The 15,451-nt window shown below is 61.4% G+C and carries 16 protein-coding genes; 8 read left to right on the forward strand and 8 right to left on the reverse strand.

Translation table 11 applies throughout. The features are described 5' to 3' along the window. Window positions 1-4: 4 nt before the first annotated feature. From ACODTD_RS07270 to ACODTD_RS07290, 5 genes are read left to right on the forward strand one after another with little or no spacing between them, the layout of a single operon-like run. Entirely contained in the window at window positions 5-949 is a 945-nt protein-coding gene (locus ACODTD_RS07270) for a DUF58 domain-containing protein (protein ID WP_041475312.1), read from the forward strand. After that, window positions 946-1,443, forward strand: a complete 498-nt coding sequence (locus ACODTD_RS07275; RefSeq protein ID WP_201819228.1) for a DUF4381 domain-containing protein — start codon at window positions 946-948, stop codon at window positions 1,441-1,443. Before ACODTD_RS07270 ends, ACODTD_RS07275 begins: the two co-directional genes overlap by 4 nt. Beyond that, window positions 1,436-2,515, forward strand: a complete 1,080-nt coding sequence (locus tag ACODTD_RS07280; protein ID WP_201819227.1) for a vWA domain-containing protein — start codon at window positions 1,436-1,438, stop codon at window positions 2,513-2,515. Before ACODTD_RS07275 ends, ACODTD_RS07280 begins: the two co-directional genes overlap by 8 nt. Next, a complete protein-coding gene (locus tag ACODTD_RS07285) occupies window positions 2,512-4,248 on the forward strand; it encodes a tetratricopeptide repeat protein (RefSeq protein WP_201819225.1) in 1,737 nt (578 codons plus the stop codon). The genes ACODTD_RS07280 and ACODTD_RS07285 overlap by 4 nt, the downstream gene beginning before the upstream one ends. Beyond that, window positions 4,245-5,885, forward strand: a complete 1,641-nt coding sequence (locus ACODTD_RS07290; RefSeq protein ID WP_489104664.1) for a BatD family protein — start codon at window positions 4,245-4,247, stop codon at window positions 5,883-5,885. Before ACODTD_RS07285 ends, ACODTD_RS07290 begins: the two co-directional genes overlap by 4 nt. A 109-nt stretch (window positions 5,886-5,994) precedes the next feature. Here ACODTD_RS07290 and ACODTD_RS07295 read toward each other — a convergent pair whose 3' ends face one another. From ACODTD_RS07295 to ACODTD_RS07305, 3 genes are all read right to left on the reverse strand, one after another. Continuing rightward, window positions 5,995-6,579, reverse strand: a complete 585-nt coding sequence (locus ACODTD_RS07295; protein WP_489104665.1) for a hypothetical protein — start codon at window positions 6,577-6,579, stop codon at window positions 5,995-5,997. A gap of 107 nt (window positions 6,580-6,686) precedes the next feature. Then, window positions 6,687-6,995, reverse strand: a complete 309-nt coding sequence (locus tag ACODTD_RS07300) for a hypothetical protein (protein WP_489104666.1) — start codon at window positions 6,993-6,995, stop codon at window positions 6,687-6,689. A gap of 118 nt (window positions 6,996-7,113) precedes the next feature. After that, window positions 7,114-7,329 carry a hypothetical protein gene (locus tag ACODTD_RS07305; protein WP_489104667.1) on the reverse strand — a complete coding sequence of 72 codons (216 nt, stop codon included), beginning with the start codon at window positions 7,327-7,329 and terminating at the stop codon, window positions 7,114-7,116. 109 nt (window positions 7,330-7,438) lie between these two features. Here ACODTD_RS07305 and ACODTD_RS07310 point away from each other — a divergent pair, with 109 nt between their 5' ends. The 3 genes from ACODTD_RS07310 to ACODTD_RS07320 are packed head-to-tail and all read left to right on the forward strand — an operon-like array spanning window position 7,439 to window position 12,902. Continuing rightward, a complete protein-coding gene (locus ACODTD_RS07310) occupies window positions 7,439-8,683 on the forward strand; it encodes an exonuclease SbcCD subunit D C-terminal domain-containing protein (protein WP_011334597.1) in 1,245 nt (414 codons plus the stop codon). After that, window positions 8,680-12,321 carry an AAA family ATPase gene (locus ACODTD_RS07315; protein WP_489104668.1) on the forward strand — a complete coding sequence of 1,214 codons (3,642 nt, stop codon included), beginning with the start codon at window positions 8,680-8,682 and terminating at the stop codon, window positions 12,319-12,321. Before ACODTD_RS07310 ends, ACODTD_RS07315 begins: the two co-directional genes overlap by 4 nt. After that, window positions 12,318-12,902 (forward strand): glutathione S-transferase, encoded by a 585-nt coding sequence (locus tag ACODTD_RS07320; protein ID WP_489104669.1) that lies wholly within the window; start codon window positions 12,318-12,320, stop codon window positions 12,900-12,902. Before ACODTD_RS07315 ends, ACODTD_RS07320 begins: the two co-directional genes overlap by 4 nt. A 5-nt stretch (window positions 12,903-12,907) precedes the next feature. On the opposite strand, the gene ACODTD_RS07325 is transcribed toward ACODTD_RS07320, so the two are convergent. The 5 genes from ACODTD_RS07325 to ACODTD_RS07345 form a co-directional block, all read right to left on the reverse strand. After that, on the reverse strand, window positions 12,908-13,165 hold the full coding sequence (locus tag ACODTD_RS07325) for a hypothetical protein (RefSeq protein WP_064380402.1): 258 nt from the start codon (window positions 13,163-13,165) through the stop codon (window positions 12,908-12,910). Then, on the reverse strand, window positions 13,162-13,374 hold the full coding sequence (locus ACODTD_RS07330) for a hypothetical protein (protein ID WP_064380404.1): 213 nt from the start codon (window positions 13,372-13,374) through the stop codon (window positions 13,162-13,164). The genes ACODTD_RS07325 and ACODTD_RS07330 overlap by 4 nt, the downstream gene beginning before the upstream one ends. A 255-nt stretch (window positions 13,375-13,629) precedes the next feature. Continuing rightward, a complete protein-coding gene (locus ACODTD_RS07335; protein WP_064380406.1) occupies window positions 13,630-13,809 on the reverse strand; it encodes a hypothetical protein in 180 nt (59 codons plus the stop codon). A gap of 156 nt (window positions 13,810-13,965) precedes the next feature. Then, window positions 13,966-15,141, reverse strand: coding sequence for a lactonase family protein (locus ACODTD_RS07340; RefSeq protein WP_489104670.1), 1,176 nt, complete (start codon window positions 15,139-15,141; stop codon window positions 13,966-13,968). Beyond that, window positions 15,138-15,446 (reverse strand): DUF5629 family protein, encoded by a 309-nt coding sequence (locus tag ACODTD_RS07345; RefSeq protein WP_285354526.1) that lies wholly within the window; start codon window positions 15,444-15,446, stop codon window positions 15,138-15,140. The genes ACODTD_RS07340 and ACODTD_RS07345 overlap by 4 nt, the downstream gene beginning before the upstream one ends. Window positions 15,447-15,451: the final 5 nt, after the last annotated feature.

A 15,451-nucleotide genomic window follows, 5' to 3' on the forward strand; every position in this document is an offset into this window, starting at 1 on the left:
CCCGATGAACGCCTCCCTGCCGTTCGAACCGGGCATCCGCATCAGCCTCGCCGAGCTGATCGAGATGCGTCACCGCGTGCGCGAAGTGCAGCTGTTTTCGACGCCGAGCCAGCGCAGCCCGCTGATCGGCCTGCACCACTCCAAGTTTCGCGGTCGTGGCGTCGACTTCGATCAGGTGCGGGTCTATCAGGCCGGCGACGACGTGCGCACCATCGACTGGCGCGTCACCGCTCGGACGCAGGAACCGCACACCAAACTGTTCCATGAAGAACGTGAACGGCCGATTTTCATCATGGTCGAGCAAAGCACGCGGCTGTTTTTCGGCTCCGGACTGATGTTCAAGTCGGTGCTCGCGGCGCAGGCTGCGGCGCTGATCGGCTGGGCGGCGCTGGGTCACAACGACCGGGTTGGCGGACTGGTGTTCGGCGACAACGAGCACTACGAAATCAAACCGCGCCGCAGCAAGCAAAGCCTGCTGCAACTGCTCAACCGCCTGGTGAAGGTCAACCAGTCGCTGCACAGCGAGCGGGAGCCGGATCGCGATGCGTTCGGCGTAGCGCTGCGCCGGGCCCGCGAAGTGCTGCGACCGGGCAGTCTGGTGATCGTGATCTGCGATGAGCGCGCACTGTCCGACAGCGCCGAACAGCAATTGAGCCTGTTGTCGCGCCATTGCGATCTGCTGATGCTGCCGCTGTCCGATCCGCTGGATCACGCCCTGCCCGCTGCCGGGCTGCTGAGATTCGCCGAGCGCGGCGCGCAGCTGGAACTCGACACCCTGAATTTCGACCTGCGCCAGACCTACCGCGCCCAGGCCGAAGCGCGGATCGCCCGCTGGGAATTGCTCGCGCAGAAGCTGCGAGTGCTGCTGATGCCGCTGAGCACTCAGAGCGAAATGGTCGAGCAGATGCGCGAATTCCTTAACCCGCAACGTCCGGGGAAAGGTCGATGAGCGGCCTCGAACAACTGCAACCGCTGATCTCCCCGCCACCGATTGCCTTCTGGCCGCCGGCACCGGGCTGGTGGCTGCTGCTTTTGCTGTTGCCGGTGATTGGTTTTGCAGTCTGGCGGCTGCGGCGTTTCATTCCGATCAAGAAAAAACCGGTCGTGCGCGCCGAACTGCCGCTCGATCCAGTGCGCATCGCCGCACTCGCCGAACTGGCGCAGATGCCCAAACCCTACGACGGCGCCCCCGCCGGGGCCTGGCTGCAGCAGCTCAACGGCTTGCTCAAGCGCCTGTGCCGCAACCATTACCCCTACAGCCAGAGCCACACCCTCAACGGCCGCAAATGGCTGGCGTTTCTCGACAACCGTTGCCCCGCCGCCGGCCTGACCCGCTGGATGGTGCTCGTCGAAGGCGCCTACAAACCCGAGTGCAAGCTCGACGACAAAGCCATCGCCGGCCTGACCCAGGCAGTCGACACCTGGATCCGCAAACATGTTTGAGTTCGCCTGGCCGTGGATTTTCCTGCTGTTGCCGCTGCCGTGGCTGATGCGCCTGGTGCTGCCGGTGGCCGACAGCGGCGAGCCAGCGTTGAAAGTGAGTTTCCTGGGTGACCTGGAAGGCCTCGCTCGCCGTCGCGCCCGGGCCAATCTGCCAGCGTGGCGCCAGCAAGCACCGTTCATGCTGCTGTGGCTGTTTCTGCTGATCGCCGCCGCACGCCCGCAATGGCTCGGCGAACCGCTGCCGATTGCCGCCAGCGGTCGTGATCTGCTGGTGGCGGTGGACGTGTCCGGCTCGATGGATTTCCCGGACATGCAATGGAACGACGAAGACGTCAGTCGCCTGTCGCTGGTCCAGCATTTGCTTGGAGATTTTCTGGAAAGCCGCGATGGCGACCGGGTCGGTCTGATCCTGTTCGGCAGCCAGGCTTATCTGCAAGCGCCGCTGACGTTTGACCGGCGCACCGTTCGGGTCTGGCTCGATGAAGCGCGAATCGGCATCGCCGGCAAGAACACCGCGATTGGCGACGCCATCGGCCTGGCCCTGAAGCGCCTGCGCATGCGTCCGGCCCAAAGTCGGGTGCTGATTCTGGTTACCGACGGCGCCAACAATGGCGGCGAAATCGACCCGCTGACCGCCGCAAAACTGGCCGCCAGCGAAGGCGTGAAAATCTATCCGATCGGCATCGGCGCCGATCCCGAAGAAAGCGGCGCCACGGCGTTGCTCGGCGGCAACCCGACCCTCGATCTCGACGAACCGGCACTCAAGGCCATCGCCGAGGTCACTGGCGGCCGTTACTTCCGTGCCCGCGATGGCCAGCAACTGCAAGCGATCAAGGACACTCTCGACCAGCTAGAGCCGGTGACTCAACAACCGACCCAGGCCCGTCCGGCGCAGGCGTTGTATCAGTGGCCGCTGGCGTTCGCGCTGCTGCTGAGCATCTTGCTGGTGGCCCGAGTGTTGTGGCCAGACAACCCGCTGCAACGGCTGTTCACCAAGGAACTGTATTTGCAAAGCCCCCTGCCTGACTGGCGCGAGCGCCTCAAGCGCCTGCGTTTGCGGAGGCGCCGATGATCGCCCTCTGGCCGCACTGGTTCCGTCCCTGGTGGCTGTTGCTGCTGCCGTTGCTCGGCTGGCTGATCTGGCAGCTCTGGCACCGACAGAAACGTGCTGGTCGCTGGCAGATGATTCTACCGCCGGCCTTCCACGCCACCCTGCTCAGTGGCGGCAGCGGTCGTGACAGCAAGTTGCCTTGGGTCGCCCTGAGCGTGGCCTGGCTGCTGACGATCCTGGCGCTGCTCGGGCCGAGCTGGGAACGGGTCGAACAGACCAGCCAGAAACCCGCCGACCCGTTGGTGGTGGTTTTGGAACTGACCCCGGAAATGCTCGCCACCGACTCGCCGCCAACGCGACTGGAACAGGCCCGGCGCAAGCTGTTCGACCTGCTGAAAGTGCGCAGCGATGCCCAGACTGCGATCGTCGTTTACGCCGGTAGCGCCCATACGCTGGTGCCGCTGTCGGATGACCTGGCGACCAGTCGCAACCTGCTCGATGCGCTCAAGCCTTCGCTGATGCCGGAAAGCGGCCATCGCGCCGATCTGGCGGTAAGCAAGGCGCTGGCGCTGCTCAAGCAGGGTGCGTTGGGCCAGGGGCGGATTCTGCTGATTGGCTCTTCGCTGTCGGAAGAAGAACGCCAGGGCATTCGTCATGCGCTGAGCGGCCAATCGGCGCAGTTGTTGATGCTCGGTGTCGGCACCGCCGAGGGCGCGCCGATTGCGCAGGAGGACGGCAGTTTCCTCAAGGATGCCCAGGGCGCGATCCGGGTGCCGCAACTTGACAGTCCGGGCCTCGGCGCATTCCTCAGCGCGGTCGGTGGCGAGTACCGCAGCGCACGGCTGGATGAATCCGATCTGGGCGACCTCGGCCTGCTCGATGGCCCGCGCAGCCTGCGCGACGATGGCCAGACCGTACGCCTCGACACCTGGGCCGATCAGGGTTACTGGCTGCTGTTGCCGCTGTTGTTGCTCGCCGCGTGCGCCGGGCGGCGTGGCTGGCTGTTCTGCCTGCCGCTGCTGCTGGCATTGCCGCAACCGAGCTATGCCTTCGACTTCGAAGACCTGTGGCTGCGTCCCGATCAGCAAGGCCTGCACCTGCTCAAACAGAAGCGCCCGGCCGAAGCGGCGAAGCATTTTGAGGATCCGCAATGGCAAGGGGTGGCGTTGTACGAGGCCGGCGACTACAGTGGCGCCGCTCAGCGTTTCGCCGAGGGCAATGACGCCCACGCCCACTACAATCGTGGCAACGCCCTGGCCAAAAGCGGCGAGCTGGAAGCGGCGCTGGATGCCTATGAACAGGCTCTGGAACGCCAACCGGATCTGCGCCCGGCGCTGACCAACAAGGCGCTGGTGGAAAGCCTGCTCAAACAGAAAAACGCCCCTCCGCCGGCCGAACCGCAAGACAAACCGGCGCAGCCAAACATGCCGGGCGATGAACCACCGCCAGCGACCGCTCCGCCGCCAGCGGTCAAAAGCGAAACCCAGAGCGAGCCGCAAACCGGCGAGTCCGCCAGCGAACCGCCGCCGACCACCCCGCCGCTGCCGGGTGCCAACGAGCTGCCGGACAGCGAACCGGGCAAGGAACAGAACACCCCGCCGCTGCTGCGCCCCAATGAGGACACCCTCGAAGGCGAGCAGCAGCAGGCGTTGGAACAATGGCTGGGCAAGATCCCGGATGATCCGGGCGAACTGCTGCGACGCAAATTCTGGTACGAACAGCAACAACATCAGGATCAGGAAAACATTCGATGACCCGTTTCACCGCTCTCTTGCTGCCCCTGCTGATCTGTACGGCCACCGCCCAGGCGGCCGAGCTGACGGCCAGTGTGGATCGCAGTCGCCTGAACTCCGGCGAGACGGTCGAACTCACCCTCGAATCCAACGATGTCACGCAGTTCGGCAAACCGGACCTGAGCCCGCTGGAGCCGCTGTTCGAAGTGCGCGGCACGCGGCAGGTCAACCAGTTGAACACGCTCAACGAAGACAATCGCGCCACCACTCGCTGGATCATCACCCTGCTGCCCAAGCAGAACGGCAGCGTTGAAATTCCGCCGCTGAAACTGGGCGACGTCGAGAGCCAGCCGATCACCGTGCAAGTGATTGAAAGCGACACCCGCGAAGAGAGCAGCGCCCGCGAACCGGTGTTCATCGAGGCCAGCCTCGACCAGACCAGCGTTTACGTGCAGGCCCAGGCCATCCTGACGTTGCGCATCTACCATTCGGTGTCGCTGTACGACGACAGCAGCCTGACGCCGTTGCAGATCGCCGATGCGCGCATCGAGCAACTGGGCGACATGCGCACTTACGAAAAAGACATCAACGGTGTGCGCCATGGCGTGATCGAGATGCGCTACGCGATCTATCCGCAGCACAGCGGCTTGCTGAGCATCGCCCCGCAGACGTTCAGCGCCACACTGGTCGATACCCAGCCCTCGCAGGACGCCACGGCGCAGGGGCCGAAACCGGGCAAACTGATGCACATCAGCTCCGCCGCGACTTCGCTGACGGTTAAACCCAAACCGATGACCTACCCCAGCGATGCGCCGTGGCTGCCGGCCCGCAGCCTGAGCCTGAGCGAGAGCTGGAACCCGGAGCCGGATCACACTCAGGTCGGCGATTCCCTGACCCGCAGCCTGACCCTCAAGGTCGAAGGCTTGGCCAGTTCACAACTGCCCGCCCTGCCCGCCACCGAAGCCAACGGCCTGCGCCGCTACCCGGATCAACCGGTGCTGAACAACCAGAGCAGCGACCGCGGCCTGATCGGCAGCCGCGAAGAACGCGAAGCGCTGGTGCCGAGCCGCAGCGGCTCGATCGAGTTACCAACGGTGGACGTGGTCTGGTGGAACACCTTCGAAGATCACCTGGAACACACCAGCCTGCCGGCGCGCACCCTGCAGGTGGCGAACAACCCGAGCCTGCAAGTCGACACCCCGGCCGGCAACGCGCAACCGCTCAGCGCCGCCGACAGCGAAGCCTTGTGGTGGTGGAAACTCAGCACGTTCGTTCTCGCCTGCACCACCCTGCTCGGCTTCGGCCTGTGGTGGCGTGCCCGCTGGCAACCGGCGATCCTGCGCGCCGCACAAACCGGCCCGAGCCCGCGCACCCTGCTCGACGACATCAAACGCGCCAGCCAGGCCAACGACCCCCACGCCACCCGCCAGGCCCTCGACGCCTGGGCCCGTCAGCAGCCGGAAACACTGGCGGACATGGCGGCGCGGTTTGTGCCTCTGTCGGATGCGCTCGATGGGCTGAACGGCGCGCTGTACAGCGAGACCGGGCAGCATTGGCAGGGTGAGGATCTGTGGCGGGCGATCCGGACGATTCCGACCGCGGAGCGGGTGCAGGATCCGGTCGGGGATAGTGGGTTGCCGCCGCTTTATCCGAAGTAGGGTCGCGATAAACATTAGGTCTGGGGCTGCGCTTGAAAAGCCCCTGCAAAGATTACGTAGTGGATAAATGGCTAAACTCGAGTTTTGTCCACCCGGACACCTTCCTGTTTTATAGAAACCTCAGCTTCCAATAATCACTTCCGTCCTTTACCCAATATCGCTCTCTATCGGGAATCAGGAAACTGAAATCCACGCACTGAGCAATCCAGCCAGGGTATACGGATTCTTCGTGACAGCGCCCATAGTCCATATGCATGTATATTTTTCTGTCAAAGTTCACATAGAACTTAGGAAGCCGCGAAACAAAAATATTAGCCAACTTGAATTCGTCAACACTCAGCGCTTCACCCGACAAATAATGCTGCTCTATTCGCTCAAATAACTTCCCGTCGGGTTCAAACAGAGCATCCAGCTCCAGTGGAGAGAGAACCTTTCCCTCTGAAGCCTCGAGATACTGCGGAAAGTTGTCTGCAGTCAACCTCAGCAACCCTCCTCTAAAACTCTTGCACGCCAGCTCATACTGCTCTTGCGTTATATCCCCGCTTTCCAGGTAGGTGCGATAATCTTTTTCCGCATCAAGGCAGAAATTATATTTCTCATCAACAACCCAGAAACAGCTACCGTGACATACAAAAAAACCAATACTTTTTTCGCCTTCCCAGAGACCATCACAAACTGCTTGATTCAATATCACTTCACGAACCCTTTTAAGAATCCATCTTCATTCTTTTCTGTTGCGGAAATTTGTTATTCAAGTAAAGCCTATAACTTAAAGGTGCCGCCTCAATGAGAGCGGCAACATTATCGCCTCGAGCTGAAAAAACAGTCGACTACGGACTCTACAAAGTAATAACGCTGTTCCGCCCCTTCACCCAGGCAAAGTTGAAAATCCTTAAAGAAAATCAAAAGACTTTGGAATGAATGGGCAGACACCAATGCACTACCTAAAAGTTCATACGCTGAAATATAGTATGCATTTTCCAAAACGCCCTGCGCGCCGCCCAGATCAGACAATGCCATCTCCAAGGATTCGATCGAGAGCAGACCCGAAGAGTTCAGCAACTGCAAAAATTCTTTAAAAAGATCATGAGGCAAACATTTAGTCGACATTCTCTCTCCCCCGAAAACCATTACTTTTTTTACCCGGGCGAATCAGACCCATACTTCCTGGAGATCAACTGGGACAAATTTATTTAATAACCACCCGCCTTTTTACTCTTCGCCAAATTTACAAATTTTCTGAAATAACTTCCAATTCATCCCAAAGTCTGGAAAAACCAATCCCTTCCATATAAGTCACGTAATCTACAAAACCGGGAAACGTAATCTTCTCGATCGAGTTGAAGCCGGCGGACTGCTCGAGCAAAATTGATATCAATTTAGTGGCCAGATGGTAGATACCCGATGTATGGCCGTCAATTGAAGGATCAACGGCGATCGCCACTCCGACCTCCCGGACAAGCCTACCCGTCGCAATAATCTGTAAACTCTCCCCTCTTTCGCCGCCCTTCTCATTCCGGCGGCCACCACCTCTTTATATTGCGGAGTCAGCCTTGCGTCTGTTTCACACCTCCGACTGGCACCTTGGGCAGAACCTCCACGGGCAGGAGCGCGATTTCGAGCACGCCTGTTTTCTCGAGTGGCTGCTGCGCCAATTGAAGCTGGCGCAGCCGGACGTGCTGCTGATCGCCGGCGACATCTTCGACACGGTCAACCCGCCGGTCAAAGCCCAGGAACGCCTCTACGATTTCATCGTCAGCGCCCACGAACAACAGCCGTTGCTGACCATCGTGATGATCGCCGGCAACCACGATTCCGGCTCGCGGATCGAACTGCCGGCGCCGTTGATGCGGCGTTTGCGTACCCATGCGCTGGGCCGAGTGTTGTGGCTGGATGACGGGCAGCTGGATGCGGAACGTCTGCTGCTGCCGCTGCCGAATGCTTCCGGCGAGATCGCCGCGTGGTGCCTAGCGCTGCCGTTCCTGCGGCCTGCCGAAGTGACCGGCGCGCATCTGGGCGATAACTATTTGCGCGGGATCGGTCAGGTGCATGAATGGCTGATCGAAGCGGCGAACGCCAAACGCCAGCCGGGCCAGGCACTGGTCGCCATCAGCCATGCGCACATGGCCGGCGGCTCGGTGTCGGAAGACTCCGAGCGCAGCCTGATCATCGGCAACGCCGAAGCCCTGCCTGCCAGCCTGTTCGGGCCGAGCATCAGCTATGTCGCCCTCGGCCATTTGCACAAGCCGCAGAAGGTCAATGGCGAAGAAAGAATTCGCTACAGCGGCTCGCCGATCCCGTTATCGTTCTCGGAAATCGCCTATCAACATCAGATTCTCGACATCGTGCTCGACGGCGAAACCCTGGTCAGCGTCGAGCCAAAACTGATCCCTCGCGCGGTCAATCTGCAACGCCTCGGCCCTGCGCCGCTGGCCGAAATCCTGCTGCAACTGGCGGATCTGCCGAACATCGACCTGCTGGCCGAAACCCAGCGTCAGCCGTGGCTGGAAGTGCGGGTGCGCCTCGACGAACCGCAGCCGGATCTGCGCCATCAGGTCGAAAGCGCCTTGCAAGGCAAAGCCGTACGACTGGTGCGGATCGCCGCCGAATACGCCGGCAACCGGGGCGCTGACGGCGCCGAGGACGGCAGCGCGCTGATCGAGCTGGACCAGCTCACGCCGCAGGAGTTGTTCAGTCGCGCCTGGCTCGACAATTACGGCAACGAGGTCGACGAGCAAACCCTCAAGGACTTCGCCGAACTGCTGCAAGACGTACAAATGGAGGGCGAGCAGCCATGAAGATTCTCGCCATTCGTTTGAAGAACCTCGCGTCGCTGGCCGGCCCTTTCGAAATCGACTTCACCGCCGAACCGCTGGCCAGCGCCGGTCTGTTCGCGATCACCGGCCCCACCGGCGCCGGTAAAAGCACTCTGCTCGATGCCTTGTGCCTGGCGCTGTTCGGCGCCGTGCCGCGTCTGAACAACACCGGGCGTGACGCCAAGGTGCCGGACGCCGACGGCGAAATCGCCACCGGTGACCCGCGCACCCTGCTGCGTCGTGGTACGGGCGAAGGATTTGCCGAGGTTGATTTTGTCGGCGTCGATGGCCGTCGCTATCGCGCGCGCTGGGAAGCCAACCGCGCCCGGGAAAAGGCCGGTGGCAAGTTGCAGGCCAGCCGTCAGAGCCTGCGCGACATCGATCAGGATCAACTGCTCGCCAGCCAGAAAGGCGAGTACAAGACTCAGCTCGAAGCTGCGCTGGGCCTGAACTTCGAACAGTTCACCCGCGCCGTGCTGCTGGCCCAGAGCGAGTTCAGTGCCTTCCTCAAGGCCGATGACAACGACCGCAGCGAACTGCTGGAAAAGCTCACCGACACCGCGCTCTACACCCGCCTCGGCCGCCGCGCGTTCGACAAGACCAAAGAGGCCCGCGAAGCCCACAAGCAGTTGCAGGATCAGGCCACCGGCGTGACCCCGCTGGCCCCTGAAGCCCGCGCCGAACTCGACGAACGCTTCAATGCCGCCCAACAACAATTGAAGTTGCAGCAAGCGCAGCTCAAGCAGATCGAGCAACAGCACGACTGGCTCAAAGAGCTGCTACGGCTGCAAGACTCCCAACTAGCCGCCGCCGAACAACTGCGCAGCGCCGAGCATGAGCGAGAGTCGCTGGCCGGTGAGCGTTTGAAGCTCACCCGCCTGGAACAACTCGCGCCGCAACGGCACCAGTTCGCCCGCAAAACCGAACTGGATGCACTGCTGACGCCGCTGGCGGAACAGATCAGCGCGCACACCCGGCAAGAAAGCGAACTGACCGAGCGCCAGACGCGACTGGAACAGGATCTCGCCGCCGCGCAGATCGCCCTGACCCAGGCGCAAACGCAGTTGAGCGAAAGCGCGCCGCTGTTGCGCCAGGCTTTCGAGGAGCAAAGCACCCTCGCCCGCCTCGCCAAGGACGTTGCGTCCGGCGCCGAAGCGAAGCACGCCGCAGAGCAGGCCTGCACCCAGGGCCAAAGCACGATCCAGTCCCTGCTCGATCAGCAAAAACAGGTCGCCGAACGCTTGCAGCGCATTGCCGCTGATCTTGAGCAAAGCGCTCATCTGGCACCGTTGAGCGAAGCGTGGAATGCCTACCGCGACCGCTTGCAGCAACTGATGCTGATCGGCAATCGGTTGAACAAGGGTCAAGGCGAACTGGCGTCCCTCGAAGAAAACGCCACCCGCGCCAGCGAAGCGCTCGCCACGCAGAAGCAGCAGCTGGAAGTGCTGTTCAAAGAGGCCGGTGCCGAACCGGACGCCGTCGCCGAACAGATCGGCATCCTCGGCAATCTGTTGCAGGACAACCGCAAGCAATTGCGCGCCGTCGAGGACCTGACGCGCCTGTGGGCCAGTCAGCAGGAGCTGGACAAGCGCAGTGCCGAACTGCAACAGCGTCAGCTCGATGCGCAACACGAACGCGAGCGCCTTACCCAGGACGGGGTGAAAACCAAGTCCGAACTGACCGTCGCCGAACAGACCCTCAACGTCACCCGCGAACTGCTCGAACGCCAGCGTCTGGCCCGCAGTGCCAGTGTCGAAGAGCTGCGCGCGCAATTGCAGGACGACCAGCCGTGCCCGGTGTGTGGCAGCAACGAGCATCCGTATCACCAGCCGGAAGCCCTGCTGCAAAGCCTCGGCCGTCACGATGAAAGCGAGCAGGCCAGCGCGCAGCAAGCCGTCGATCAACTGAAGGAAAAACTCACCGAGCTGCGCGCCGATGTCGGTGGGGTGATTGCTCGGCAAAAGGAACTGCTGCAACAGCAGGAACAACTGGCCGCCCAGCGGCAGGCGCTGACGCCGAGCATCGAGGCACATCCGCTCGCGACATCGTTGCTGAATCAGGACAGTGACAAGCGCGCCGCGTGGCTGACTCGCCAGAACGATCAACTGAATCAGAGCATTACCCAGGACGAACAGCGCCAGACCGCCCTGCTCACGCTGCAACAGGATGCGGCGCGCCTGACCCAGCAATTGCGTCAGGCCGAGACCGCACACCAGCAAGCGACCCAGCACCTGAGCAATCAGCAACGCGAGCTGAGCGCTGACCGCCAGCGCCTGGACGAAGAGCTGGCGGCTTTCGCCACACTGCTGCCGAGCGACACCCTCGAAGCCTTGCGCGCCGAACCGGCGGCGACCTTCATGCAGCTTGACCGGCAGATCGCCGAACGCCTGGCGCAAGTCGATCAGCAGAAGGAAGAGCTGGCCGAACAGCAACAGCGCCAGCAGACGCTCGAGAAAGAACAGGATCGCCAACAAGGCCGTACGCAGCAACTGCAAACCGCTGAGCAGCAACTCAACGCGCTGATCGGGCAACAACAGGTCAGTCAGGAAAAACTGGCGCAATTGTTGGGCGATCACAGCTGCGCCGAACATTGGCAGCAGCAACTGGAACAGGCCGTGGAGCAGGCGCGCAACGCCGAATCCACGACGACTCAGGCGCTGCAGGAGGCGCGTACGCAGCGGGTGCAAATCGCCGCCGAACTGAAAGCGCAGCAAGAGCGTCTGCAAGCGCTGGAAACCGAAGATCGTGATCTGGCCGGCAAGATTGCCGACTGGCGTGCGCGCCATCCGGAACTGGATGACGGTGGCCTCGAAGAGCTGCTGCGGATCGATGACGCGCAGGTCGACGAACTGCGCCAGCGCTTGCAGCACAACGAAAAAGCCGTTGAACAGGCCAAGGTGTTGTTGCAGGAACGCGATCAGCGTCTGCTCGACCATCAGGCCCAGCACAACGGCAATCTGGATGCCGAACAGCTCGCCAGCGCCCTCGCCGACCTGCAAAACCAGTGCACGGCCAGCGAACAGCAATGTGCCGAACTGCGCGCCGAGCAGGCCGAAGACCAGCGGCGCCAGAACGCCAATCAGGCGCTGGCGCAGCAGATCGCCGATGCCTATGCCGAGTATCAGCGCTGGGCGCGGCTCAATGCGCTGATCGGCTCGGCCACCGGCGACACCTTCCGCAAGATCGCCCAGGCCTACAACCTCGACTTGCTGGTGCATCACGCCAACGTACAGCTGCGGCAACTGGTCAAGCGCTATCGCCTCAAGCGCGGCGGCAGCATGCTCGGCCTGCTGGTGATGGACACCGAAATGGGCGACGAACTGCGCTCGGTGCATTCGCTGTCCGGCGGCGAAACCTTCCTGGTCTCGCTGGCCCTCGCCCTGGGCCTGGCCTCGATGGCGTCGAGCACGCTGAAGATCGAATCGCTGTTCATCGACGAAGGTTTCGGCAGCCTCGATCCGGAATCCCTGCAACTGGCCATGGACGCCCTCGACGGCTTGCAGGCGCAGGGCCGCAAGGTCGCGGTGATTTCCCACGTGCAGGAAATGCACGAGCGGATTCCGGTGCAGATTCAGGTACAGCGCCAGGGCAACGGTCTGAGCACACTGGAGGTGAAATGAACACGCTGTATTCCTTCCGCCGCTGCCCGTACGCGATGCGGGCACGGATGGCCCTGCGTTATTCGGGTGTGCCGGTGGAGATCGTTGAAGTCAGCCTGAAAGCCAAACCGGCGCAGATGTTGGCGATCTCGCCCAAGGGCACGGTGCCGGTGCTGGACGCGGACGGTCAGGTGATCGATGAGAGCCTGGAAATCATGCGTTGGGCGCTGGCGCAGCATGATCCGGATGACTGGTTGCTGGGTGGTGATTCAAGGATCGCCGAGTTGATCGAAGCCAACGATCGCGTATTCAAGATTCACCTGAATCGCTACAAGTACGCCGAGCGTTATCCGGAACAGCCGATGGAGGTTTATCGGGCGGAAGGTGCTCTGTTCTTGCAGAAACTGGATGAGTTGCTCGAAGGTCGCGATTACTTGCTGGCCAATCATCCGAGCCTGGCCGATATCGCGCTGTTGCCGTTCGTTCGCCAGTTCGCTCACGTTGATCGTGACTGGTTTGCGCAGACGCCTTACGTGCGGTTGCAGGCCTGGTTGCAGCGGTTTCTGGAATCGGAGCTGTTCACCGGCATCATGAAAAAGTAGGCGCGTTACGCCAGCACTTCACACATGCCGATGGCCGAGCAATCCACTTCAAACGGGCCGAGAAAACCGATGGCAGTTTTCACTGGTGGATTGCCGGCCAACAGCCCCAGCGCATTGGCCCGTTCGATGTTGTGAGCAATGCTGTGGTTGGCCTCTATGGCCCGGGCCAGTCCGCCGACCGAACCCTGGCCGAATCCCAACAGGGAAGCGCCGTTGGTCAGGAACGCCAGCCCGGCGATGACCCAGAGTCTGTAGCCTTTCATGCTCCGCCGACTCCCGCGAGTTCAGCTGAACCGACCGCCGCGTTTTGCGAGCGAAGTTCGAACTGGATGCCAGGATGGGCGACGTCGATCGGTGCTTCGAAGCTGTGTTGCGACTGCGACGCCAGACTGACGAACAACACCATGACCAGGTACAGACCGATGGCCACGTAGGCGCCGCGTTTGGCGGAAGTGATGATTGAACTGGCCATGATGTGTGCTCCGTGGACAATGTTTCGAGGCCCACAGAATCGATCAAAAAAGCCGGGGTAACCACTCAGGGTTTTCCATAGCAACCATCAGCTTCGTTGATTATTTAGCCGGTCTATCTCGCCGTTTGAAAATAGCTATCGCCGGTCGTTGCGCAGACAAAAAACTGCCCAAGGCTGCGATCTTTTGATTTTGCTTTTTGGGAAACAAGATCAAAGGATCGCAGCCTTGGGCAGTTCCAGGGCGTGACGGAAATTTCAGTGTTGAGCTTTGTGATCCAGCGCGGCGTAGAAGTTGGCGCTTTGTTGCAGGTATTTCTGGGTGTAGCTCTGGGTGTGGGCTTTTTTGTCGCTGATTTCAACGTTGGCGCTGGCTGGCAGAGCCACGGTAGCGGAGATGGCGGAAGCGGCAATTACGGAGAAGAGATTGAAGTTCATGGCGGTAACCCTCGTGTTCAGTTGGCTGGCTTGCCCGGTTGGGCCGTGGAGCAAACTTAACGCTCGAGGGTTGATCGCTTGAAATGCTTTGCAACATTACCTGTTATCAGCAGGATTAATACAAAGCTTCAGGCCCCGTAGACCGGGGCCTGCGGCTTATTGACGCACGAGAAACTTGAGATCGCTCGGGGCGTCCATTGGCAGTTTTTGCACGGTTTTGCCCAGCAGACCGGTCTTGCCGTCGCGCTCGACCACGACAATCTGGTTGCTCTTCTGGTTGGCGATCAGCAGGAATTTGCCGCTTGGATCGAGGCTGAACTCGCGCGGGTGATCGCCTTCCACCGAACGTCGTTGCAATTCCTTGAGCTGGCCACTGGCCGGGTCGATGGCGAACACCAGCAGCTGATTGGCGGTGCCACGGTTGCTGACGTAGAGGAATTTGCCATCGGCGGACGCGTGCAGCGCGGCGGCGGCTTTGTCCGAGGTTGGCTGGCCGGCAGCCAGATCGACCAGTTGTGTCTGGGTCAGCACGCCGTCCTTGTAGTCGAACACCGCGACCTGAGCACTCATTTCCATGGTCAGCCAGGCATGTTTGCCGTCCGCGCTGAACAACAGATGACGCGGGCCGCTGCCGGCCGGCAGTTGCACCGAGGCGGTTTTCGCCGGGGTCAGCGGCAGATCCGGGTTGGCTTTCGGGTCGAATTGGTAGATGAAGACCTTGTCCGCACCCAGGTCATTGGAGAACACGTAACGGCCGTCCGGCGAGGACACCGTCGAGTGCACGTGATTCGAGGCCTGACGCTCGGGATTGACCCGGCTCGCCGGGTGCGCGCTCATCTGCACCACCGGTTTGAGCTTGCCGTCGCTGCCCACCGGCAATACCGCGAGGGTGCCGCCCGGATCTTCAACCACCGAGTAGTTGCTGACGAACAGATGGCTGGCGTCGGCGCTGAGGCTCGAATGGGTCGGCTCGTTGCCCAGGCTCTGGACCTGATTGATCAGGGTCAGCGCGTGGGTCTTCGGATCGATGGCGTAGCTGCTCACACGACCGACCGGATCTTTCTGGCCTGGGCCGTTTTCGTTGACCACGAACAACCGGCGCTGATCCTTCGACAGGGTCAGCCACGACGGGTTTTCGCTCTTGATCACTTGCAGCGGCTTGGCGTCGATCTGTCCGGTGGAGCTGTCGAAGTTCATCCGGTAGATGCCTTCGCTGGTGCCGGCGGTGTAGGAGCCCACCAAAAACTGGAAGCTCTCGGCCGAGGCACTGGAAAGTCCCATCGCGCCGACGCTGCCGGCCATCAGCAATGGCCAGAATTTACGCATGTTCATTCGACTTCATCCTCGTCGTCGGCGCTGCTCAGTACATCCCCGAGGCAGACCAGACGGTGTTCGCCGACGGTCTTGGTGTCGCTGGAAAAACCGACGATCAGCCAGCTCTGCAGGTCTTCATCAAACGTCGCCGCCGCCACCTGGGCCGGGGTGAATTCCCAGTGCTTGGCTGTTCGGCCATCGATGCATTCGATGTGCAGGTTGTCGTCTTCGTCGAGGGCGAATTCGAAAGCGTGCAGGCCGTCGATTTCGACCATACCGCAGTGTTCGAGGGCGTTGAGAAGGGTGTCGGTTACGGCAGTCATGGCAA

It is taken from the genome of Pseudomonas sp. FG35 (assembly GCF_057809295.1).